Genomic DNA, 22,511 nt, shown 5'->3' on the forward strand with positions numbered 1-22,511 from the left:
CCCCCAGGCTGCTTCCACCCCATGAAAAATATGGTACACTCAACCGAATGTACACGCCATCCACAACCCGAACGGCCACTTTTCGCGTGCAGCCATGACCGAATCCGACTCCGATCACACCCACCGCAAATATCTGGCCCTTCAGGAACACCTGAAAACCCTGGGAACGGTTCTGGTGGCCTTTTCCGGCGGGGTGGACAGCACCTTCTTGGTGCGGGCCGTGCAGGAGGCGGGAATCGCCCATCTGGCGGTCACGGCCCGTTCCCCCACCATGCCGGCGCGGGATCTGGCGGATGTCCTGAATCTGGTGCAACAGTGGAATGTCCAGCATCGACTGATCGACAGCGACGAAATCAACGATCCGAACTTCGCACGCAACGCGCCGGATCGCTGTTTCCACTGCAAAAGTGATCTGTTTGGACGATTGACCGAACTGGCCAAAGAGGAAGGATATGCCCACGTTCTCGACGGCAGCACCACCGACGACTTGAACGATTACCGACCCGGCATGCAGGCCAAAAAACGCTTCGGGGTCTCAAGCCCCCTGCTGGAAGCCGGACTGACCAAAGCGGAAATCCGTCAACTCTCCCAAAAAAAGGGGCTGACGACCTGGAACAAGCCCGCCTCCCCCTGTCTGTCGTCGCGGATTGTCTACGGCGAACCGATCCGGGTGGAGTCCCTGCGCATGGTGGAACAGGCGGAAAACGGTCTGCGCGCCCTGGGATTCACCACGCTGCGGGTACGCAAACAAGGTGAGACCGCCCGCATCGAACTCACCGAACCGGAGATGTCCCGACTGTTGGAGACAGGCTTGCGCCAGCAGGTGAGTCAAATCGTGCGCGCCTGCGGTTTTCAGTTCGTCACCCTGGATCTGGAAGGGTTCCAGAGTGGCAAACTCAACCGTTCCCTTCCGGTGATATCGGCGGGATAGCCGGTTTCCCCCGGATCAGCCGCACTTGGAATAGCCGCACTCCAGACAGGTATCGCAGCCGTCGAGACGGGTCACGGAAAGCTGACCGCATTTGGGACACTGGGCATTGCCCAATCCACCCCGTTCCACCACCGCCTGACGCTTGGCCGCCAATTCCGGGGATATTTCAGGGGGTTGCATCATGCCGATTTTCATCAAATGGCGTTCGATGCACTCGCCGATCTCCGCCACCAGACTGGGCATATACTTGCCGCCGGGCTTGAAATAGCCACCTCTGGGATCGAAAACCGAACGCATCTCCTCCACCAGAAACGTGGCGTCCCCCCCATGCCGAAACACGGCGGACATCACCCGGGTCAGGGCCACGATCCAGGCAAAGTTGTCCATGTTCTTGGAATTGATAAAAATCTCAAATGGACGCCTTCTGCCGTTGACCACAATATCGTTGATGGTCACGTAAAAGGCATGCTCGAACAGCGGCGTCTTGATCTTGTAGGTGCTTCCCTCCAGATCCTCCGGGCGTCGCAGCACCGGCTGCAACTGGATCACCTCCGCCATCGGCTTGGAGGCCTGGGTGGTGGGTTCGGGTTCCGGCTCGGGGGCGGGCGCCGGGGTCGGTGTCGAAACCGCCTCCTCATTTTTTTTGGCCGCCACCTCGAATCCCACAATCTTTTTCTGGATCTTGACCGTCATCGAAAATTCCTCGTCAAAAATACCCACGCCAAGCCACACCGGATTCCTGAAATCGACCGGCAGGGCTCTTCCGCCCGATTGTCGACCAGATCACAGCAAGATTTACGCCGGAACGCGCCACGTTAACCCGTGCCCCAAACAATCAAACCATTGAAAAACAAAGAAGGGGTCTGGGGAATTCTTTCCCCAGGAATTTGAATTTAATCTTTAAAAAACAATTTTTTCTTTTAAAGTCAAATTCCTGGGGGATGAATCCCCCAGACCCCCTCTTTTTTTTCAATAGTGGGTGCAACTTACAGCTTGCCGTAATAGCCCTCCTTCAAGGCATCATAGAGATTGGCGGCGGTGTGCAGTTCGCCGTCGTACTCCACCTCCTCATCCCCCCGCAGTTCCACGGTTTCACCGTTTTCCAACGTAAAACGATAGGTGGTGTTGGCCAGATCCTGATTCTTGACCAAAACCCCCTGAAACGCCTCGGGATTGAAACGGAACGTGGTGCAACCCTTCAAGCCGCTCTCATAAGCTTTGAGATAGATATCCTTGAAGCGGTCAAACGGAAAATCCGTCGGCACGTTGATGGTCTTGGAGATGGACGAATCGATCCATTTCTGGGCGGCGGCCTGAATTTCCACATGATCTTCCGGCGCGATGGCGCTGGCATCCACGAAATTCTCCGGCAGTCGCGCCGCCTCATCGTTGACATACGGATCCGCCAACGGATTGATCAAGGTGCGATAGGCGAGCAACTCATAGGAGAAGACATCGATTTTTTCTTTGGTTTTTCTCCCCGCCACAATCACATTGCGGGAATATTTATGGGAAAAACTCGGCTCGATGCCATTGGAACAGTTGTTGCCCAGGGACAAGGCGATGGTCCCGGTGGGGGCGATGGAGGTGTGATGGGTGAAACGACAGCCGTGTTCGGCAATCCGCTGACGCAACGCCGCCGGAAACTGGGCCATGTAATGGCTGTATTGGGCCAGCAACACCCGCCCCGGCACCCGATCCCCCACACGAATGCCATCCTTGACCATATGGGGACGCTTGGCCATCATCACCTCGTCCACGGTGAACAACTCCTCCATGATCGGGGCCGGACCCTTTTCCAGCGCCAACTCCACCCCGGCCTCCCAACCGACGATGGCCATCTCCCGGGCCACCTGCTCGGTGAAACGGACCGACGCCCCATCCCCATAGATCATGTTCAACATCACGATGGCCGAACCCAATCCCATGAAGCCCATGCCATGACGCCGCTTGTGGGCGATTTCGGCGGCCTGGGGGGCCAAAGGCAGACCGTGGATCTCCACCACGTTGTCGAGCATGCGGGTGAACACCCGCACCACCTCCCGAAACCGGGGCCAGTCGAACCCGGCCTGGGGGGTGAAGGGATGATCCACGAACCGGGTCAGGTTGATCGAACCCAGCAGACAGGCTCCATGGGGGGGCAAAGGCTGTTCGCCACACGGATTGGTGGAACGGATCTCCTCGCAAAACCAGTTGTTGTTCATCTCGTTGACCTTGTCGATGAGAATGAACCCCGGTTCGGCGTAGTCGTAGGTGGAGGTCATGATCAGATCCCACAACCGCCTGGCGGGCAGCCGGCGATAGACCCGACAGGCCACCTCTCCCCGATCGTTGGTGCGGTAGGGCGGAGTGGTCACCGGCCAGGGGCGATAGACCAGCTTCACCTGCGGATCCTCCAGTTCGCTGGGATTGGCGGGAAAGATCAAATCCCACTCCCGATCCTGTTTCACCGCCTCGATGAACGGCGCGGTGATCAGACAGGAGAGATTGAACTGACGCAAACGGCCATCCTCCCGCTTGGCGCGGATGAAATCCAGCACGTCGGGATGGGAGATGTCGAAAGTGGCCATCTGGGCCCCCCGTCGTCCCCCCGCCGAGGAGATGGTCTTGCACATGGCGTCGAAGATATCCATGAACGACAACGGCCCCGAGGTGCTGGAGCCGGCCCCGGCCACATAGGCCCCCCGGGGACGCAGGGTGGAAAACTCATAGCCGATGCCGCATCCGGCCTTGAGGGTCAAACCCGCCTCCCGCACCATGTCGAGGATATCCACCATGGAGTCCCGGACCGTCCCGGACACGGTACAATTGATGGTGCTGGTGGCCGGTTTGTGGGCGCCGGCTCCGGCGTTGGAGACGATCCGCCCTCCCGGAATCGCCCCCTGCCGCAAGGCGTCGAGGAATTGCGCCTCCCACCGGCCCCGACTCTCCGGACTCTCCACGCTGGCCAAGGTCGCGGCCACCCGTTGCCAGGTCTCCTCCACAGAGGCATCCACCGGCTCGCCGCTGGAACGCTTCAGGCGATATTTGCTGTCCCAGATGGACAACGAAGCAGGTTGCATGGCGATCCCTTCCCGGGAAACCCCATGATTGTCGGCAGCACGATTGGACATAAGACCATCCTTAAGAGAATAATAATATTCTGACATTCTAAAACCACTAACAAACGGAATGCTTCTCAGCCTATCATCAAACCCGCCCCATGGGACAAGAGAACCCTTGCAGGCCAGAAGCCATCAGTCCATGCCCCCCTGGACAGAAATACCGCAAACGGGGGCAACGATTCCTCCCCTTATGGGAAACATCCATTTTGAAACATACCTTTGTATTAACGAAAATCACGCAAACCGATCAATTTTTAATTGCATCCAAGAAAACTGATGGTACCATACAATCTTTCGATAAATAAACTCCCGGTTCCCCAGCGACCCTGCCGCACTCCAAACATCAAGAAGGAAACGCCCAGAAATGAACATGCCCCACATCATGAAGTTACTGTTCGTGGTTATGGCACTGGTGCTGGTCTCCCCACAAGCAGGCGAGGCAGGGCCTGTCAACATCACCAAGGATCTGGCCAAGTTCACGGTTCAGCACGGCAAACAGCAGGTGACGGTCCAACGCAACCAGGATACCCGTGCGGTCATCGAACCGGATTTCGCCAAGACCTCCCGCAACTGTCCGCCGTTTTGCATTCAGTCCATCGATGCGGCCCCCGGGGTCAAGACCATCGGCGAGTTGGAACTGATCCAGTTCATGATGCAGGAAGTCAACAAGGGGACCGGTCTGCTGATCGACGCCCGCACCCCGGACTGGCACGCCCAGGGCGTGATTCCCGGTTCGATCAACATCCCCTACACGGAACTGGCCCCCTCTTTGGGCTCCAATCCCATCGAAACCGAAAACGCGCTGAAACGAACCGGAGCCGTCCACTCTCCGGACGGGGGATGGGATTTCACCAAGGCGAAAAAACTGGCCATTTGGTGCAACGGTCCCTGGTGCGGACAATCCCACGCGGCCATCCAGGGTCTGATGGAGCTGAACTATCCCGCCGACAAGGTCTTTTACTACCGGGGAGGTATGCAGATGTGGAAAATGTTCGGCTTCCCGGTGGTACCGCCAGCCGACGAAAAATGATCCGCAACCGGATCCGGCGCGCCGACGAAACACTGACGCCTCCGCCAGGGCGCATCAACGCATCAAACAAAACCCGTACCAAAAGCAAAAATCTCCCCCCGGGACGACAGACCCAGGGGGAGACTTATCCCGAACAGGGAAGCCGGCGCCAAGCGACGCCCAAACCAACCGGACTCCCCCGCACCACGCTCACCACAACTCCACAGCCCCCTCCTCCTGAAGGCGGGGATCCCGCAATCCGCCGGGAAGCTGCAATTTACGCCGTTCCCCCTCCCGCAGTTCCAGACAGGGATAACGGCCATACATTTTTTCCAAGGACTCGATCACCCGCTCCTCGGCGGAAAAAATGCGCACCGCCCACGCCAACTCCCACAACCGCCAATACTCCTGACGGCATGAACTCTGACGCCGCCGGGACTCTCCGGCCAAGGCGCAACGGGATTCCAGACTGAGCATGTCCCGGGAGAGCTGATCCACCGCATCCGACTGGGCGATCAGGTGTTCGGCGGCCCGGGCCTTGGGCTCCCGTTCCTTCATGGCCTGAATGGTGTGCAGCAAAGCCTGTTTCACGAAGGGACCGAAAGGCTCCACGGCCAGACGGGCATCGTTGGTCGCCTCTCCGAGCTGACGGCGGGCATCGATGAACCGCTCCAGCCCGATGTTGCCGAACACCTCGCACAACGGATGAAACAGCCCCCGTTCCGCCAGTTCCATCATCACCCGCACCGCGGGATCCTGATGCAAGGAGACAGGCAACACCCCGACCAGGGACTTGCCGCACACAATGTCGTAACGCAACGACCCATCCCCCCTCATGAGCGGTGCCAGTTCCACCGGCACCGTTTCACCCGCGTCTCCTTGCGCTGCTTCCATGTTCAACCCTCCCTCTTGAAAGTGCGGATTGCCGGTATTCAAATCATCTGGCTGGCGACATGATCCGTCAAGTCTCCCAGCATGTTGGCGTAGCTGCCCAATTCGTTGTCATACCATCCATAGACCACCACCTGGGTCACCGGAGCCTCCAGGGTATGTCTGGGGAGGCTGGCCAGCATTTCCAGGATCTCCGGCGACAGACCCGGCACCCGATCCAGATTCAGCCGGATGAAGGCGGTACGGGTATGGGTCTCCTGACCTTCGATCACCGTGGCCGCCTTGGGAAAACCGATCATGTCCGACGAGACGTTTTGCATCTCCGAATAGGCCAGATAGTTCCGGTACGCCCCCTGGGCGGCCTCCTGGTAGATGCCGTTGATGTCGGAGCGGTTGATGGGACGCTCCCGGCTTTCGGACTGGAGATTCAAGGTGAGGATGGTCAGGGAGCCGGTGGTGGTGGGGACACGGACCGATTCGGCCATGAAACCCACATCCCCCATTTCCGGCAATACCAGCCGCAACGCCTTGGCCGCGCCGGTGGTGGTCAGGATGATGTTGTTCATGATGCTGCGGCTTTTGCGCAGATCCTTGGCTCCCGCCGCCGGCACCGCGTCCAGCACGGTCTGACTGCTGGTGGAGGCGTGGACCGTCACCATGGAGGCGGACAGAATCCGGTCCACCCCGAAATGATCCATGATCGGCTTCATCATGAACGAAAGACAGGTAGTGGTACACGAAGCCGCCGAAATCAAGGCGTGACGGGCGGGATCATAGGCCTCTTCGTTGATGCCCATCACCGTGGTCACGGCGTCGTCGGGCATACCGAGTCCCTGGCTTTTCACCTTGAAGGGCGCGGACAGCACCACCTTGCGGGCGCCCGCCTGCAGATGACCCCGCAACGCCCCTTCCGGCGCGTCGAAAGAGCGGGTGGGATCGATGAACACGCCGGTGCAATCCACCACCAGTTGCACATCGTTTTCCCGCCAGGCAATCTCTCTGGGGTTGCGTCCGGCCCGCAGAAACCGTACCGGCACGCCGTCGATGGTCATGGTTCCGGTGGCCTCATCGAGATTCTCGATGACCCGTTGGCCGCGCACACCGTGCAGATACTGGGTCAAGCGACCATACGTGCTGTCCTTTTCGACCGTTTCCGCCAGATCTTGAAGATTTGCGCCCACTTCGCGGCCCAGATTGACCACGATTCCGGAAAAGCGCTTGCGCGCCACATGGGTCCACAAGGAGAGCTTGCCGATGCGACCCATGCCATTGATACCCAATTTCATGACTGATTCTCCCGATAAGAATTGACTCACAAACCCACATCACCCGCCCAGACCGTGGCCACCGGATGCCACCCCTTGTACAACAACCCCCGGTTGCCGTCGATGCTGATGGGGTCTCCATATTGAATGACTTCGCCATCGATTTCGCAGCGGCTGGAACTTTCCCGCACCACCAGCAACTCGCATCCCACCACACAGGTCTTCTCCAGACGGGCCGCGACGATGGCCGCGTGGGAGGTCTGGCCGCCCCGGGCGGTCAACAGGCCATCCGCGGTGGAGATCTCCCGTATATCCTCCGGCACCGTATCATAACGGATCAGGATCAAAGGCGCATCCGGATCCTTGGCGTGCATGCGTTCGATCTCTTGCATGTTGAACACCGCCAATCCGCACAGCACGCCGCCGCTGGCGCCGATCCCCTGGGTCAGCAGGCTGGAGCGCAGCTCCGGGGAGTCCAGAAACACCGCCCGCACCGCGTTGCGTCCCTTGGCGGTGACCATATCCCGGGTCTGGAGGAAAAAAAGATTTTCCACCCCCGGACCATCAAATGTAAACTCCATTTCCTGATGGTTCCAGCCCCTCTGGAGGATCAACCTTCTCGCAGCGCAACGCAAGGCGTCATAAATCTCCGGGAATCGGGTTTCCAGACAGGTTTCCGGATCCCGGCGGTCATAACGGCACTGTTCCAAGGAGATGGCATCCGTGGAGACCAATCCACCCACGATATCCTCCCCCTGATCCCCGGTGGCGTAATCCCCCCACAACACCACCCGATCCAGTTTGCGGTGGGGATGGGCGGTGAAAAACACGCCGGAGCCGGATTGACGATGTAAATTGCCGTAGACCATGCGTTGCAGCACCACGGCGGTACCCCAGTCGTCGGAGATGTTCATGATGCGCCGGTACTCTCTGGCCTTGGGGAGGTTCCAGGAGTCCATCACCTGATTGATGGCGGCCTGCAACTGTTCCCAGGGATCTTCCGGGATCTCGATGCCGATCCGGCGGGAGGTGCGGTGGTATTCCCGGGCCAGATCGGCCATTTGTTCCGGGGTGAACTCCCGTTTCTTGCGCACCCCGCAACGCCGTTTGGCCTGACGCATCAAGTCGGTGAACAATCCCCGGTTGACATCGAAGGTCATGCTCCAGGACTGGACGAAGCGCCGATAGTTGTCCCAGGCGAAAAAGGCATTGCCCGACCACTCCGCCAACCCCTGGACGATGGATTCGTTGATGCCCACGTTGTGGATGGTCTGCATCATGCCCGGCATGGAGATCAACGCGCCGCTGCGCACCGACAGCAGCAGGGGATTGCACTCCCCGCCGAAGCGCAGACCGGTCTCTTCTTCGATGTCGTGGACCCGTTCCCGCAGACGCTGGGTGAAGTCCCGACCCGCCAGGGAATACGAACGCACCACCTCTTGACAGCGGAAATATTCGGTGGTGGTGATCACGCCGGCGGGCACCGGCAGACCCATGGCGGCCAGTTCGGTGAGGTTGAATCCCTTGTTGCCCAGATGGATCAGATCCCGCACCCGGGGATCCGGATCGTGGATGGGACAAAACAGCTTGGCCGGGTCATAGGTCATCAACTTGTTCATCAACTCGCCGGGCAGTTTCCCCTCCTGGCGGGTCAGAATGCGTAGAATGCGCGACACGAAACGATCGAATGCCTGCAAGCCGAAGGTTTCGGCGATCAGATCCCGCATGAAGGATTCGGTGATCCGTTCCAGGGTGACCGCGCCTTCGGCATCTTTCAAGGCGGCATAACGGGGCACCATGGCCAGATCCGGAATCATGGGCACGATCACCGCCAGATTGTCCCGGTGGTGGATCACGTAGTAGGCGTGGATGATCTCCTTGATGGCGTCGGAGAAGTTGCGGAAGATGTCCAGGTACTGGTGAAAGGAGAACTGGTTGAGCTCCAGAAAACGCATCAGCACCGCCCGCAGGTTTTCCAGCCGCCGCGAGGAGACCCCATCCAGTTCCAAGGCCCGCAGATAAAACTGCATGTACTTGTCGATCCTGAAAAAGGCCGCCCGGGTGATGAACCCTTCCGGGATCCGGTCCACCAGCCGTTCCAGGTGGACATTGGCCATATCCTCCAGTCGGAACAGCAACGACAGGGAGTCGAACTTGCGTTCCTGGTAGCGTCCGTAGACCGAGGGGATATCCACGGCGATGTGGCGCTTTTGATAGATCTCCTCCATGGCCGGAAAGGTTTCCCGGCTCAAGATCACCAGTTTCAAGGATTCCATGGCCCCCAGCAGGGCGTTGAGCCGGATGTCGTCCCGGGTTTCGCCGGCTTCCAGCACCTCCGCCAGCCGCTCCATGCCCTCGATTTCCGACTCTCCGGCCTTGCGCACCAGGGCCAGCACCCCGTGACGGCTGGGATGGTATTTGTGATCGAGCAGGCGATACAGACGGGTCAGCAGGAACACCCGACGCCGTTCTCCCTCCGGGGTGTCGGTCAACTCCAGGATGGTGCGTTCGATGGTCTCCAGGGGCAGGGTGAGCAGACTGGCGGGATCCTCGATGGCCAGGGTCAAGAAGAGATGGCGCGTCACCTGGTGAACCCCGTCGAACCAGGGTCCGGGGGCCTGGATCGCCTCCAGGGCCGGGGCGGAGACCAGTCCCGCCAGACGCGACTTCTCCCCGGAACGCCAAAAGTCCAGAATGGCCCGCACCAGATCCACCATCAGGTTGGTGCTTTCCACGTGGCAGGCCTTGCGCAGGAAGTGGATCAGCCGATCCTGACGTTTGGACAGTTCATCGAGTTCGGTGGAGACCACCCGCAATTCGCCTTCGGCACCGATTTCGTTGTAATAGACCGGCAGCAGACGGGCAAACTGCTTGACCAGATTGAACACCGGGGCCACATCCCCGTTGAGCAGGCGGGTGACCTCCTTCTGGAACAGGTCCGTATCCCGGATCAAGGTGCCGGAGAGCTTGAGATTGATGATCAGGGCCGACAGCAGGGTGGAGCACCATCTGGGGTTCAAGTTGATCAGGTTGAGCCAGACGCGGATGTTGTTCAGGTGGGCGGGATTGCAGATGGGTTGCCAATCGCTGCCCACCCCGGTGACGGAACGGTATTGAAAGCCGAAGCGGACCGCCTGTTCCAGAAAGGCTTCCACCAGTCGGCTGTTGTCCCGCTTGAACACCTCGATGCCCAGCGCCTCGATGCACTGCAAGGCGGTGTGGGGATATTTGACCACATTGGCCTTGAGAAAGGCGAAGGTCTTGAGAAACGACTCCCGCAGCTCCTCATAACTTTGTTTGAGTTCCACCAGATGGGCCAAAGCGCGATTGATCTCCCGCAAGGTCTCCTCGTGGATCATGGAAAGTCCATCGGTCTCCAGGATGTGGAACAGAAAGCGCAGTTTGCGTCCTTCGGCGAGTTGTTCGGAGTCGGTGGTGTGTTCCACGCCGATCTGGAAGCGTCCCAGGGCGTCCGCCGCCTCCCGGTAGCCCCGCACGATATCGAGATAGGAGGGCAACAGGGCCAGTCGGGCGATCAGGGAGGCATCCGGCTGCTCTTTGGCCAGGGTGTACAGCTCCTCGCGGGCGGTACGCAGGGCGCGATGGGAAATGGCGTCGCATTCGTGATGCCCCCGCACCGTGTACCAGAGGGGATCGGCCTGGTCGAGCCACAGATCATAGGTGGCCGAAAGGGAACGGATGGCCAGCAATCGGCACAATTCGGAGTCGAAGGGCACGGCCCGGTCATTGGCCAAGGCCCGTTCCAACAGACGGATCAGGGTGCGTCTCAGGGGGTGATGGCTTTGGGAGAGGATCAGCAGGCGATCCGTGGAGAGTCCCGCCAGTCTGGCGAGCATGCGGTTCATGGCCGGGGCGTACTCGGAGAACCGTTCCGGCGCGATCAGGTTGGCCTGTTTTTCCAGATAGGCGGTCAGTCCGTCGAAGGCCATGCGGGTGACGTTGGGCTTGTTGACCTCCTCCACCGCCTGCAAAAAAAACTCCCCGAACAAAGAAAAGCTCTCCGGACCCCGGGGATGGGTGCTGTAGCGAATGGCGTTCTTGAGGACGAACCCCTTGAGTTCCGGAAGAATCAGCAGCCAGTTGCGAAACGGATGGTTGAGTTCCCGCAACAGCCGTTCCAGATCCTTGAGGATCCCGGCAAACCCCTGAACCACCTCCAGCAGCAGGCTGAACCGGGGATCGATGACCACCCGATCCACCGCCGTGAGGGCGAGATTGGCGCGCAGGGCATTGGATTCCGGCCAGGATTGACCAGCCGTATCCTGTCGGGTCACCATGGTCATCTCCCCGACTCCGCAAGGAGTGGCTGGAAGAACGGGAATTTCCTTTTCATAACGCCTCCGAGTTGTCATACTTGACGGTGGTGGCTGTAATCGCGGTCACCGGCAGGGTGGTTCGGCTTTGGGAACATCATGGATCTTTTTTCTGGAGCGAGCATATTGGAATCTCCCCTCAACCACAACTCGGATCCCGGAAAATCGGTGTCAAGCCATGCCCCGCATACGCATCAGTGAAACGGTCCGTTTTGCCCCGGAGCAAATGTACGCCCTGGTGGTGGATGTGGAGCGGTATCCGGATTTTCTCCCCTGGTGCGCCACAACCCGGGTCTGGGACCGGACCCCCACTCAGTTCATGGCCGAAATGACGGTCTCTTTCAAGGGCATCCGGGAGACCTTCCGCACTCTGGACATCGTGGATCCGGGCAAACGCATCGAAATCAACCTCAAGGATGGACCTTTCAAATATCTGGCCAGCATTTGGACCTTCGCGCCGGACCCCAAGGGAACCCGAGTGGATTTTTTCATCGATTTCAGCTTTCAGAGCCGCATGAAGGAAATGATCATGGGGCCGGTCTTTTCCGAAGCCTCCAGACGCATGCTTGAGGCCTTCAAAGCCCGTGCGGCTGTCGTTTACCGTTAACCCTTCCAGCCCATAAAGATCCACGACGCTCATGGCCCGACATACTTCCACCACCCTGGTCCCGTTCACGCCGGAACAGATGTACACTCTGGTCGCGGACATGAACCGTTACCCCGAGTTTATTCCCTGGATTGTCAAATCCCGCAAATACGATGAACGCGATGATCATTTTATGTCAGAAATGACTTTCGCCTTCAAGGGGTTGCGAGAAACCTTCCACACCGAGGACCGGATCGTGCCCAACGAGCGGATCACGATTCAACTGGTATCCGGTCCTTTCCGCGATCTGGAGAGCGAGTGGCGTTTCTCGCCGGCGGACGAGGGGACGCGGATTGATTTTTTCATTGCCTTTTCATTCAAGAACCGTCTGTTGGATTTGACCCTCGGACCTTTGTTCGGGGAGGCCTCCAAGCGGATGGTGGAAGCATTCAAACAACGAGCCATGGAGATCTATCGGAAATGAACCTCTTGAAAAGTCGTATCCACCCACGTTGGTCTTTGGCGCCTTTGGGAGCGGTGTGTCTGATGCTGCTCGCGCCGGCGGTCCAGGCCGAACCTGTGGCCAAGGTGGGGAGTTGGTCGCTCTCCTTGGAGGAGGTGGATCGCGCTCTGGCTGTCAAGATTCACGAGTTGCGGGAGACCAAGATCCGGGAGATGGTTTTGGAGCACATTCTCACGGTGAAGGGTGCGGCGGACAAGGTCGCGCCGGAGCAGGTGGTGGAGAAGTTGATGGGCAACGTGCCCGCGCCGAGCGACGCCGAGGTGAAAGCGTTCATCGAGAAAAACAAGGATCAGTTGCCCAACAACGGTGCCGGTTTGGAAGAGCAGGTCAAGGAGCATCTGTTGGACGAGGCCAAGAAGGAGGCCGAGGGCAAGGTTCTGAGCAAATTGTTGCAGCAGTATGAGCCGGAGATTCTGCTCAAGGCGCCGCGTTTCACGGTGACGGGGCCGGAGGATTTATCCAAGGGTGATGTGAAGGCGCCGATCACCATCATTGAGTTTTCCGATTTCGAGTGTCCTTATTGTCGGCGTGCGCAAGCCACCTTGAAAAAGGTGCAGGAAGCGTATGGTGACAAGATCCGGATGGTCTTCCGTCATTATCCGTTGCCGTTCCACACCAAGGCGCCCAAGGCTTCGGAAGCGGCCCAGTGTGCGGCGGATCAGGGCAAGTTCTGGCCCATGCATGATTTGTTGTTCGAGGACAAGACCAATCTGGACGTTCCGGATCTCAAGAAGGCGGCCAAGAGTGTCGGGTTGGATCAAGCGGCGTTTGACAAGTGTTTGGAGAGTGGCAAGCACAATGCGCGGATCACCACGGATTTGACCGAGGGCAAGAAGTTGGGTGTCACGGGTACGCCGACCTTTTTCATCAATGGGGTGCGGGTGGTGGGAGCTCAGCCTTTTGACAAGTTCAAGAGTGTGATCGACGAAGAATTAAAAGAAAAAGAGAAAAAGTAAGCACTTACTATTGAAAAAAAAGAGCGGGTCTGGGAGATTCCTCTCCCAGGGTTTTGCCTTTGCCTTTCAAGCGCGCTTTACAAACAAGCTTTTTTCGCGCCGTTTGCGAAAAAAGCGCAGCGCGCAGCCTTGGCGGCATCCGTTTTTCGCTTTTTGAAAAACGGATGCCGCGTATCGCCAAATCCCAAACCGCCCCCCAAAAAACCGCCCCCAAAACCCACCAATCCCCCGCTCCCTCTCACACCAGCCCCCCAAACCCCACCTGCCTGGAAGCCTCATACAATACCACCGCCACACTCTGAGCCAGATTCAAACTCCGCGCCCTGGGATGCATGGGAATGCGCAACAGACGGTCAGGAAACGCCGCCAGCAACTCCGGCGGCAAACCGCTCCCCTCGGAACCAAACAAAAACCAATCCCCCGGTGCAAACGCATACTCCACATGAGTCCGGGTCGCCTTGGTGGTGGCCGCAAACAGGCGTGCGTCCGGAGGCAATTGCCCCTGAAAGCCACTCCAGTCGTTCCAGCGTCGCACCGTGGCCCACTCCCGGTAGTCCATGCCCGCACGCCGCACCCCCGCCGCGTCCAGACGAAATCCCAAGGGGCCAATCAAATGCAACTCCGCCCCCGCCGCCGCGCAGGTACGCAACACCGCTCCGGCGTTCTGGGGTATTTCGGGTTGGTGCAGGACGATACGCAAGGGTAACACAGGCGGATCCAGAATCGTTGAGGGGGATGGAGGCCAGGAAGTTCGCACGCTTTGGTTGGGGGGCAAGGTACGGTCTGGTCTGTTTTTCAAAAAACGAAAAACAGACCAGACCTGCAAGGCTGCGCGCTGCGCTTTTTTCGCAAACGGCGCGAAAAAAGCTTGTTTGTAAAGCGCGCTTGAAAAGCAAAGGCAAAACCCTGGGAGAGGAATCTCCCAGACCCGCTCTTTTTTTTTAATAGTTTTAACAGGTTTAACAGGTTAATAGTTGGAAAATGGACAAAAAAAAGCACTCGACCGAATGGGCCAAGTGCTTTTTTTGAATCTGGCTCCCCGGCCCGGACTCGAACCAGGGACAAGGTGGTTAACAGCCACCTGCTCTACCAACTGAGCTACCGGGGAATGAGCTCGAAAAAATAATGGATCACGCAGTGCAAGTCAAGCACTATTTTCAAAAGGATTCATTTTTGATCCGCAAACGCCTCACTCCTCCAACTCCTCCTTCTTCTTGCGCAACCGCTGATTCAACGCCTGACGGGAAATCCCAAGAAAATTGGCCGCCACCCCCTGATTGCCTCCCGCACGCCGCATGGACTCGACAATCAAATCAAACTCCACCTCCTTCAACGTAGGCAAACGACCCGTCACCCCGCGAAACCATCCACTCCCCTCCATCACCATCGGCTCGGAAACCAACGCCACACCCCCCACATTGGCCCGAATCGACTTGCGCAACGCCTCCATGGGCAAAACCTCCCCCGGACCAGCCCGCGCCACCGCATCAAAAATCATGGCGCGCAACTGCCGGGCATTGCCCGGATAATGCCCCGAAGCCAACAAGGCAAACAAACCAGCCGGAGTCTCGGGAATCTCCCGACCCAGACTCTGAGCCGCCTCGGCCAGAAAATGACGCGCCAAAGGCACGATATCCTCCAACCGCTCCCGCAACGACGGCACCTCGATCCGATGCACCTGCAACCGGAAATACAAATCCGAACGAAACCGCCCCTCGGCCATCATCCCTTCCAGATCCCGATGGGTGGCACACAAAATCCGGGCATCGCTGACCCGCGGCACGTCGGAACCCAAAGGATAATATTTCCGCTCCTGCAACAGACGCAACAACTTCACCTGGGAACCCTGCCCCAGATCACCGATCTCGTCCAGAAACAACGTCCCCCGGGTCGCCTTGGCGATCAATCCGGTACGGTTCTCCTCGGCCCCCGAATAGGCCCCCTTCTTGTGACCGAACAAGGTATCGGAAAACAACGCGTCATCCAACCCGGCAGCGTTGACCGGTACCAATTCTCCACTCCGACCACTGACCCGATGGATCGCCTCGGCGATCAACTCCTTGCCCACCCCGGTCTCACCGGTGATCAACACCGGCTCGGTGGTGGGCGCGATGGACTCCACATACTGAAAGACCGCCCGCATCTTGGGACTGACCGTCACAATGGATGCAAATGCGTCGGCATGCTCCAACCGTCCGGAAAGCAACGAACGCTTCAACGCCCCCACCTGACGCCGCAAGCCCCGCCACTCCAACGCCTTGCGCACACACGCCACAAACCGGTTCTCCTCCACCGGCTTCACCAGAAAATCAAAAGCCCCATCCTTCATGCACCCGACCGCCGTGGATACCTCGTCGGTGGCGGTCATCACGATCACCGGCGTCTCGGGATGACGCTGCACAAGACGCGGCAACAACACATCCCCGGACAAATGCGGCATGACCAGATCCAACACCACGGCACAAACCTCCTGCCGCTCCATCAAAGGCAACAACGCACGACTGTCTTCCAACGTGACAATCCGCCCCACCCCGGCGCCACGCAACACAAAAGAGGCGGATATCAGGATCGACGGATCATCGTCCACCAAAACGATCAAAGGCTCTTCCGGCAAGGCGAGGGCGTTCATGGGACAGCTCCGGGAGGACGATGACGGGGCAGATGGATCGTGACCGTGGTGCCCTGGTCCGCGTTGGCGGCAAAATGAATCGTGCCACCATGATTGCGCACAATCAACGCCGAAATGGACAACCCCAGTCCCGTACCCCCGTTGGCCCCACGGGTGGTGAAAAACGGCTCGGTCAACTGGGATAAATGCTCGGGGGCGATGCCGCTCCCCTGATCTGCCACCGTGACCACCACCCGCTCCGCATCCGGCGCGTCGTTTTCCAAACCGGCGCGAATCCGTACCTGACGACTCCGCGCCGGCAACGACTGCAACGCGTTGAGAATCACATTGATGAACACCTGCTCCAACTGACGGGAGTTGCCCTGCACCGTCACCCCGCCCTTGACGCACCACAACTCACAATGATCCGTATGCTTGCGGATCTTGTGGTTGAGGATCATCAACGCCGCCTGCAACGGTTCCTGAAGGTCGAAAACTTCGTGCAGACTCTCTGCATCCCGTCGCGCCAGATGTTTGAGATTCTCGACAATGCTTTTGACCCGCAACGTGTTGAGACGAATCTCCTCGATCAAGCCGGGCAAGGCGGCGCGGGCCTCGTCAAAAGGCAACCCCCCCAGGGCATACTCCCCGTTGTTCAGACGATACTCGTCGAGAATCGGCGTGGCGTCTTGCCAGCTTCGGGCCAGCAACGAGGCGTTGAACAGGATGGCATTGTTGGGATTGTTGATTTCGTGAGCAATGCTGGTGGCCAACACGCCGATGGTGGCGAGTCGGGCATGACGGATCGTCCGGGCCTGGAGAATGCGCGCCTCGGTGACTTCGGTGGCGATGATCAACGCCTCGTCCACCCGCTGCCGACCCGGACGGGGAATCAAACGCATCTCCCACCAGACCGCGTCCTCGGTGGGGTATTGAAACCGGCTCCCCTCACCGGCACGAAACGCCCCCCGAATGGCCCGACGAAACCAGGGACGCACCAACAGCGGCACCAGCAGCGTGACATCCCGTCCGATCATCTCCGCCGGAGCAGGACCATTCATGGGACGACTCATGAACAAAATACGGCGCTTGCGATCCACAGTCAGGATCACATCCGGGGAATCCTGAAAAATATGCTCCGGTTGTTTGCCCCCCCGCGGAGACTTCCGTTTGCCGGAAGCGTCTCCCCCCGGATGACGCGCCCCCGGTTTCATGATCGGCTCTCCCCGCCTATTCCCCGACCGGAGGCTTCAACAGCGTGAACAGATGAGCCGTCTGCCAAGCCCGCTCGGCGTTCAGGGTGGCCGCGGAGACACCATTGGCGGTACGCTCCGCGTCCCGGGGATGAATCCCCTGCGCCTTGGCCTCGGCCATGGCGCTCTCCCAGGCCGCCGCGGCCAGGGCCGAACGGGCCGATCCCGCAGCCGCCCAGGCAGCCATGCCCGCGCTGTTCCAGGCAAGCGCGCCATAAGCGGCAATGGCCGCATCCCGGGCCGCCCCGTCCACCAGACGGGAGGCACTCCAGGCGCCGGCGGCGATCCATTGGGCCTCCGCCACATTCCCGCTGTTTTCCAGCAGTTCCCGGGCCTTGGCCAACGCCTCACCCACCCGGGTCTCTTCAGGCAGCGCCATTTCCAACACCGGCAAGGCGCGCTCCGCGCACACCACCGCGAACTCCCGCGCCACGGTCGGGTTCCATCCTTCCATGGGATGGACCAGCCGGGCCTCCTGGAAGATCTGATACTGCCCGGAAAGAAACGACTTGCCCCTGCCTTCGGCCACCCAGATCACCGGCCCGAGCCACTCCACCAGATCCGCGGCGCGACACAGATGATAGCCGCGCACACACGGCGACAATCCACCATGGACAACCGGCATCCAGGAGCCGTCGGTATTCCAGCGACCCGACCCCCCGTGACAACAGACGCCATCGTCCCCCAAAACTTTATAGTATACCTGATCGCTCATGAGCATTCACCTTGATCCGGATCATCCGGCCTGGCCATCCGGTCGCGGCGCGGACAGAATGGGTAAAATGATCCTGCAGAATAACAGATAAGCAACGATCCACAACCCCCCGGCAAGCCAAATCCCGGTTTCGGGCGCCCCGGACACCCAAAAAACCCGCGCCAGAGCGGCTCCGGTCATGATCAGGAACGCCCCAGTCAAAACCCGGGATGGATTATTCAAGGGACGACCGGTATGGGCCAACGCGATGCGGGCCATGATCCCCAGGGTGAACAGTCCCATGGCGCCGACCGTCAAGGCGTGTACGGCGGTGGTGTCGTTCAACAGACCGGTGAGCCGGGCCACACCCCGCAACAGCAATCCCGCCACCAACCAAAGGTATCCCAGATGCAACACCCAAAGCAATGGTGTTCCGAGGGTCTTGTGTCCATGCCAGCGGGCCAGACGCACCCCCTGCACGCTTCCGGCGGCCAGAAAGATCCAGCCTGCGCCGTTTTCGACGGGCCAGAACAGATCCGCCAGCACCACCAGGGTCAGGGTAACGGCTCCAGCGATTTCCAAAGGGGGGGAAATGGCGAAAGAGGGATCCTCGCCACGGGCTTTCAGGGCGTCCCGGGTGAACATGGGCATGATGTGGCCACCGGTCATGGCCAGAAAGAAAACGATGGCATTCACCCCGAGCATCACCCCGGTCCGGGCGCTCTCCCGGGTCCAGGCCAACGCTTCCAGATGGGTCAGCAGGTCACCGACAGCCATCAGCGCCACCAGCACCGGAAAAATGCGATGGACCCGATTGCCGGTAAACCACAAGGTGGGCGTCAGGAAATAAAGAAAACCGGCAAAAAAACCCACATCGGCCACAGCCTGGACCCAGGGAGGGAGGCAGCAACCCAGGAGCGCGGCCCCCCGCCCCAGCAGCCAAGCGATGACCAACGCATTCAGGGGCAATCCGGTCAAAGGAGGAGTTTTCGACCATACTGGCGTGGCGGAGAGCAGAAAACCCGCCGCCGCCGCGGACGTGAAGCCGAACAGCATCTCATGGCCATGCAGCTGGATCACGGACCAGGGGCTGTGCAGAGGGATCCACCCGGCCAGAAAGGCCAACCAAGCGGCCATGGCCGTCACGGACCAGATTCCGGCCAGGGTGAAAAAAATCCGGAACCCCTGGAGCAACAGGATCCCCAAGGGGGTCATGGGTTCCGTTCCACCGGCCAGACGGGGAAAAAGTTTCAAGCATCTCTCCCACGTGGGTCATTTTTGCCCGGGAAACCCGGCATATCATTCCAGGGGTCCGGAAGGTCATCCGGTAGCCCCCGTTGGAACGATCAGGCCGCGGTATTCATGGAGAGACGTTGCTGGGCCGCTGCGGAGAGGGTGACCCGATAGGCCGAGGAACGCACCTGGGAAACCACGGGATCACCGATGCTCGCGCCACTCTTTTCCCCCCGGCTCTGGGCTGCGACGGTTCTGGCTTCCTTTTCGCGGTTTTGTTGTTGCAGTTGGGTGGCGGTTTGCACGGCCCGTTGAATCAAGAATCCGGCGGCGCTCAGAATGTCCATGGTGCGACTCCTCACGATCAGGAGGTTGGGTTTCAAGTTCACCATCGGCCCGGAAAATCCGACGACCGATGGATATACTCAAAGCAACATGCATGCCAATGGAGATTCCAACCAAACATTCACTGCAAACAACCCGACTTGACAAGAATGCGGCAGATGGGGTTGTCAAAATTCCAAGATCACACCTGGACCCCCATACCCGCCATCCGCACAACGCCAAAACCACACCAGGCGCAACCAATCAAAACCCGATCAAGAAAAAATCCCGCTCCAGATCAAAAGCATCTATTTGATATCAAAACAATAAACATACACATATGCCATCCTGCCCGCACGTCAATCAAAACCCGATCAAGAAATATCCAACCAAGCAGGCGATCGGGACGGAGGCCATGACGCTTTTTGAAATCCCAAACAGCCCGGTTGCCATCACCAACCGCCCGGACAGCCCACTTCCCAACGCAACCCTAAAAACGCCATCACAACCCGCACCAGAAATCGGCATATTATGCCCACCAGGCCGGAACATATCCGGCTCTGGGGTGCTCGGGATCAGCCGGCTTGATCAGTCCGGCCGCCAAGGCTTTCTGGAGCACCCCGGATGCCATGGCGGCATTCTTCTTGTCGATGCCAAACCGCTCACACAAGGTGGCGTTCTTCATGCGATCACCGCTGAGACACTTCAATACGGCATGGTGATAACAGGCCCGAATCCGTTCATCCTGGGTCATGTCGGCAAAAGAACGCGGTCCATAAAGAACGACCTGCATGGAATCCTCGCCGACACGAAACAATGGCGGCGGCAATTGAAACAGCTCGACTTGCGCGATCACCTTGTCCAAACCACTCCCCTGCTCCTCGCACAGACGCATGCGACGCATCAAGGCAGCCAAACTCTCGTTCCGGGATCTGGGAGGCAGATCAATCATGCGATCGGCTTGCATGAGCGGCTTGCCCGGATTGGTGATTTCGATTCGATCCGAAAACAACTCAATCGACGGTCCGGTTCCACTCACGGTCATGTCTTGGTGGATCAAGGCGTTCACCAGCAATTCCCGGATGGCCAACGCGGGAAACAAAGGATGCTCCTCCCGAAATGCCTGACCGATATGCTCGTTTTGGGGCAGCAATCCATTAAGGTATCCTACCCACTCCTCAAAACCGGCCGCATAACCCTGAATCCAATCCCGCCTGTGGGTGACGGTCCTGGTTCTGTCACGCCCGTCATACGCCACGAAACGCACCGCTTTGCGCGCCAACGAAGGATCGAATTTCCTCATATCCCGTGCAAACAGAATAGCACCAAGATTGGTGATATTCCAACGCGCGCCCGCATCCCGACCGATCAGGCGATCGGCTTCCAATCGCTCTAAGATTCCAGCGCGACTGTCTGGACGCGGTTGACCGGTCAATTGCAGGTATTTGGAATCATCCAGAAGATCCAGAACCTCCTCAGACGTGACATACCCTTGAGCCATCCCATGCTCCCAGGTATATGGACGCAAACGCTCAATCAAGGCGTGATAATGAACCGGATGATCCGTCAGATTCGTCGTGGCGCTGCCGATACGAATAAAAGGTGTCCCTTTGAACATCACCGGGGCCAGCAAAGCGGGCGGGATCTCCAGAATGACCACCCGTCCATCCGGATGGTCCACAACCCGAAACTGAAAAGCGACACTGGACTGCAACGCCTGATTCAGCCAAATCGCCAGCCCCTGGTTGCCCACCTTGCCACCATCGGGATCAAACGCAGAACCCACCACCCGATGGGTTGAATCGTCGATTCCCCACAGCACATAAGCGCGCTCCCGATCCTCCAGCCGACAGGAGTTGGCAAGAGCGGAGGCAAGCCTGCCGATCATCTCGGGATGGGTATTGTCCTGCTTGAATTCGACCCAGGGGGTTTCGTTCGGCAAGGCCCGCAGATCGTTGATCAGGTCGATGTCACGTTCCCGACCCGCGTCTGGCCTGTTTGCGTTTTCAATGGTGGGCAAAAATATCCTCCTCCTCCCAGCCCGCCAGATCCAACGCCACCCGCTGGGGCAGAAAACGCATGCAGGCCAAGGCCAGTTCCAGCCGGCCTTCCCGTTGCAGCATGGCCTCCAGACGCGCCTTGAGGGCCACCAGATGGATCACATCCGACGCGGCGTAGGCGATCTGTTTGTCCGACAGGTGTTCGGCGGCCCAGTCCGAGGATTGTTGTTCCTTGTTCATCTCGATGCCGAGCAGCTCGGAGGCCAAATCCTTGAGGCCGTGACGATCCGTGAAAGTGCGGGTCAGCCGCGAGGCGATCTTGGTGCAAAAGACCGGTTGGATCTCCACCCCCAGCCAATGTTTCACAGCGGCCACGTCGAAACGGGCGAAATGGGCAATTTTTTCCACCCGGTCGGACTCCAAAACCTCCTTGAGGCGCGGCGCCTGGAAAGAACGGGTCTGCACCAGGGTGATCACTCCCGCCTCGTTGCACATCTGCACCAGACACAGACGATCCCGCCGGGTTTTCAATCCCATGGTTTCGGTGTCGATGGCCAGATAACGGCTCTCCAGGTAACAACGTTGACGCTCGGGATCCAGATCATCGAGCAATACCACGGCCTGGCCGGGCAACGGACCCGCATTCGGGGCGTGTTGGGTGGTCATGTGATTCAAGCTCCGTGGAAAAAATGATGGAGTGGGTATCCTCGGGAAACGATATGATGTTAGAATAACGCAAGCGGTTGGTCGGAATCCAGGTGTGCGTGTCAAAATTTGCAAATCAAAAAAAGAGGATACGA

The 22,511-nt window shown here is 58.9% G+C and carries 18 protein-coding genes and 1 tRNA gene; 5 read left to right on the forward strand and 14 right to left on the reverse strand.

Annotated elements, in window-relative coordinates:
• Window positions 1-94 precede the first annotated feature (94 nt).
• The gene (gene larE / locus HQL98_02055; GenBank protein ID MBF0270846.1) at window positions 95-931 is read left to right on the forward strand and encodes an ATP-dependent sacrificial sulfur transferase LarE; all 837 of its coding nucleotides are present in this window, start codon (window positions 95-97) and stop codon (window positions 929-931) included.
• A 15-nt stretch (window positions 932-946) separates the two neighbouring features.
• Here larE and HQL98_02060 read toward each other — a convergent pair whose 3' ends face one another.
• Both HQL98_02060 and HQL98_02065 read right to left on the reverse strand, forming a co-directional pair.
• Window positions 947-1,624, reverse strand: a complete 678-nt coding sequence (locus HQL98_02060) for a TSCPD domain-containing protein (GenBank protein ID MBF0270847.1) — start codon at window positions 1,622-1,624, stop codon at window positions 947-949.
• A gap of 293 nt (window positions 1,625-1,917) precedes the next feature.
• Window positions 1,918-4,044 carry an adenosylcobalamin-dependent ribonucleoside-diphosphate reductase gene (locus tag HQL98_02065; protein MBF0270848.1) on the reverse strand — a complete coding sequence of 709 codons (2,127 nt, stop codon included), beginning with the start codon at window positions 4,042-4,044 and terminating at the stop codon, window positions 1,918-1,920.
• Window positions 4,045-4,399: 355 nt separating this feature from the next.
• Here HQL98_02065 and HQL98_02070 point away from each other — a divergent pair, with 355 nt between their 5' ends.
• Window positions 4,400-5,065 (forward strand): rhodanese-like domain-containing protein, encoded by a 666-nt coding sequence (locus tag HQL98_02070; GenBank protein MBF0270849.1) that lies wholly within the window; start codon window positions 4,400-4,402, stop codon window positions 5,063-5,065.
• A 189-nt stretch (window positions 5,066-5,254) separates the two neighbouring features.
• On the opposite strand, the gene HQL98_02075 is transcribed toward HQL98_02070, so the two are convergent.
• Genes HQL98_02075 through HQL98_02085 form a run of 3 tightly spaced genes read right to left on the reverse strand, consistent with a single transcriptional unit; the run spans window position 5,255 to window position 11,504 of the window.
• Window positions 5,255-5,938 (reverse strand): hypothetical protein, encoded by a 684-nt coding sequence (locus tag HQL98_02075; protein MBF0270850.1) that lies wholly within the window; start codon window positions 5,936-5,938, stop codon window positions 5,255-5,257.
• A 38-nt stretch (window positions 5,939-5,976) separates the two neighbouring features.
• Complete coding sequence (locus HQL98_02080; protein ID MBF0270851.1) at window positions 5,977-7,221, reverse strand: glyceraldehyde-3-phosphate dehydrogenase; 1,245 nt, start codon at window positions 7,219-7,221, stop codon at window positions 5,977-5,979.
• Window positions 7,222-7,247: 26 nt separating this feature from the next.
• Window positions 7,248-11,504 (reverse strand): phosphoenolpyruvate synthase, encoded by a 4,257-nt coding sequence (locus tag HQL98_02085; protein MBF0270852.1) that lies wholly within the window; start codon window positions 11,502-11,504, stop codon window positions 7,248-7,250.
• A gap of 208 nt (window positions 11,505-11,712) precedes the next feature.
• Between HQL98_02085 and HQL98_02090 the strand changes: the two genes are divergently transcribed.
• Genes HQL98_02090 through HQL98_02100 form a run of 3 tightly spaced genes read left to right on the forward strand, consistent with a single transcriptional unit; the run spans window position 11,713 to window position 13,599 of the window.
• On the forward strand, window positions 11,713-12,141 hold the full coding sequence (locus tag HQL98_02090) for a type II toxin-antitoxin system RatA family toxin (protein MBF0270853.1): 429 nt from the start codon (window positions 11,713-11,715) through the stop codon (window positions 12,139-12,141).
• A 31-nt stretch (window positions 12,142-12,172) separates the two neighbouring features.
• Window positions 12,173-12,604 carry a type II toxin-antitoxin system RatA family toxin gene (locus HQL98_02095; protein ID MBF0270854.1) on the forward strand — a complete coding sequence of 144 codons (432 nt, stop codon included), beginning with the start codon at window positions 12,173-12,175 and terminating at the stop codon, window positions 12,602-12,604.
• Window positions 12,601-13,599, forward strand: a complete 999-nt coding sequence (locus HQL98_02100; GenBank protein ID MBF0270855.1) for a DsbA family protein — start codon at window positions 12,601-12,603, stop codon at window positions 13,597-13,599. Before HQL98_02095 ends, HQL98_02100 begins: the two co-directional genes overlap by 4 nt.
• A gap of 238 nt (window positions 13,600-13,837) precedes the next feature.
• On the opposite strand, the gene HQL98_02105 is transcribed toward HQL98_02100, so the two are convergent.
• The 9 genes from HQL98_02105 to HQL98_02145 form a co-directional block, all read right to left on the reverse strand.
• Window positions 13,838-14,299 (reverse strand): tRNA (cytidine(34)-2'-O)-methyltransferase, encoded by a 462-nt coding sequence (locus HQL98_02105; GenBank protein MBF0270856.1) that lies wholly within the window; start codon window positions 14,297-14,299, stop codon window positions 13,838-13,840.
• 332 nt (window positions 14,300-14,631) lie between these two features.
• Window positions 14,632-14,707, reverse strand: a tRNA-Asn gene (locus HQL98_02110).
• An 81-nt stretch (window positions 14,708-14,788) separates the two neighbouring features.
• Window positions 14,789-16,228: a sigma-54-dependent Fis family transcriptional regulator gene (locus tag HQL98_02115; protein MBF0270857.1), complete on the reverse strand. Its 1,440-nt coding sequence runs from the start codon at window positions 16,226-16,228 to the stop codon at window positions 14,789-14,791.
• The gene (locus tag HQL98_02120) at window positions 16,225-17,421 is read right to left on the reverse strand and encodes a PAS domain-containing protein (GenBank protein MBF0270858.1); all 1,197 of its coding nucleotides are present in this window, start codon (window positions 17,419-17,421) and stop codon (window positions 16,225-16,227) included. Before HQL98_02120 ends, HQL98_02115 begins: the two co-directional genes overlap by 4 nt.
• Before the next feature lie 16 nt (window positions 17,422-17,437).
• Window positions 17,438-18,175 carry a hypothetical protein gene (locus HQL98_02125; protein MBF0270859.1) on the reverse strand — a complete coding sequence of 246 codons (738 nt, stop codon included), beginning with the start codon at window positions 18,173-18,175 and terminating at the stop codon, window positions 17,438-17,440.
• Window positions 18,176-18,196: 21 nt separating this feature from the next.
• Complete coding sequence (locus HQL98_02130) at window positions 18,197-19,408, reverse strand: NnrS family protein (protein ID MBF0270860.1); 1,212 nt, start codon at window positions 19,406-19,408, stop codon at window positions 18,197-18,199.
• 92 nt (window positions 19,409-19,500) lie between these two features.
• On the reverse strand, window positions 19,501-19,734 hold the full coding sequence (locus HQL98_02135) for a hypothetical protein (GenBank protein MBF0270861.1): 234 nt from the start codon (window positions 19,732-19,734) through the stop codon (window positions 19,501-19,503).
• A 506-nt stretch (window positions 19,735-20,240) separates the two neighbouring features.
• Window positions 20,241-21,722 (reverse strand): putative DNA binding domain-containing protein, encoded by a 1,482-nt coding sequence (locus HQL98_02140; GenBank protein MBF0270862.1) that lies wholly within the window; start codon window positions 21,720-21,722, stop codon window positions 20,241-20,243.
• Entirely contained in the window at window positions 21,718-22,377 is a 660-nt protein-coding gene (locus HQL98_02145) for a ribonuclease D (GenBank protein MBF0270863.1), read from the reverse strand. The genes HQL98_02140 and HQL98_02145 overlap by 5 nt, the downstream gene beginning before the upstream one ends.
• Between the last annotated feature and the right edge of the window lie 134 nt (window positions 22,378-22,511).

The sequence above is a fragment of the Magnetococcales bacterium genome, from assembly GCA_015231755.1.
Lineage (GTDB): Bacteria > Pseudomonadota > Magnetococcia > Magnetococcales > Magnetaquicoccaceae > Magnetaquiglobus.

What these genes read in the sequence shown, in the direction of transcription:
- HQL98_02145 (MBF0270863.1), bottom strand. Translation starts at nt 22,377, where the DNA reads ATGACCACCCAACACGCCCCGAATGCGGGTCCGTTGCCCGGCCAGGCC.
- HQL98_02090 (MBF0270853.1), top strand. Translation starts at nt 11,713, where the DNA reads ATGCCCCGCATACGCATCAGTGAAACGGTCCGTTTTGCCCCGGAGCAA.
- HQL98_02070 (MBF0270849.1), top strand. Translation starts at nt 4,400, where the DNA reads ATGAACATGCCCCACATCATGAAGTTACTGTTCGTGGTTATGGCACTG.
- HQL98_02095 (MBF0270854.1), top strand. Translation starts at nt 12,173, where the DNA reads ATGGCCCGACATACTTCCACCACCCTGGTCCCGTTCACGCCGGAACAG.
- HQL98_02085 (MBF0270852.1), bottom strand. Translation starts at nt 11,504, where the DNA reads ATGACCATGGTGACCCGACAGGATACGGCTGGTCAATCCTGGCCGGAA.
- HQL98_02080 (MBF0270851.1), bottom strand. Translation starts at nt 7,221, where the DNA reads ATGAAATTGGGTATCAATGGCATGGGTCGCATCGGCAAGCTCTCCTTG.
- HQL98_02135 (MBF0270861.1), bottom strand. Translation starts at nt 19,734, where the DNA reads ATGGACATTCTGAGCGCCGCCGGATTCTTGATTCAACGGGCCGTGCAA.
- larE (MBF0270846.1), top strand. Translation starts at nt 95, where the DNA reads ATGACCGAATCCGACTCCGATCACACCCACCGCAAATATCTGGCCCTT.
- HQL98_02120 (MBF0270858.1), bottom strand. Translation starts at nt 17,421, where the DNA reads ATGAAACCGGGGGCGCGTCATCCGGGGGGAGACGCTTCCGGCAAACGG.
- HQL98_02125 (MBF0270859.1), bottom strand. Translation starts at nt 18,175, where the DNA reads ATGAGCGATCAGGTATACTATAAAGTTTTGGGGGACGATGGCGTCTGT.
- HQL98_02100 (MBF0270855.1), top strand. Translation starts at nt 12,601, where the DNA reads ATGAACCTCTTGAAAAGTCGTATCCACCCACGTTGGTCTTTGGCGCCT.
- HQL98_02115 (MBF0270857.1), bottom strand. Translation starts at nt 16,228, where the DNA reads ATGAACGCCCTCGCCTTGCCGGAAGAGCCTTTGATCGTTTTGGTGGAC.
- HQL98_02065 (MBF0270848.1), bottom strand. Translation starts at nt 4,044, where the DNA reads ATGTCCAATCGTGCTGCCGACAATCATGGGGTTTCCCGGGAAGGGATC.
- HQL98_02075 (MBF0270850.1), bottom strand. Translation starts at nt 5,938, where the DNA reads ATGGAAGCAGCGCAAGGAGACGCGGGTGAAACGGTGCCGGTGGAACTG.
- HQL98_02060 (MBF0270847.1), bottom strand. Translation starts at nt 1,624, where the DNA reads ATGACGGTCAAGATCCAGAAAAAGATTGTGGGATTCGAGGTGGCGGCC.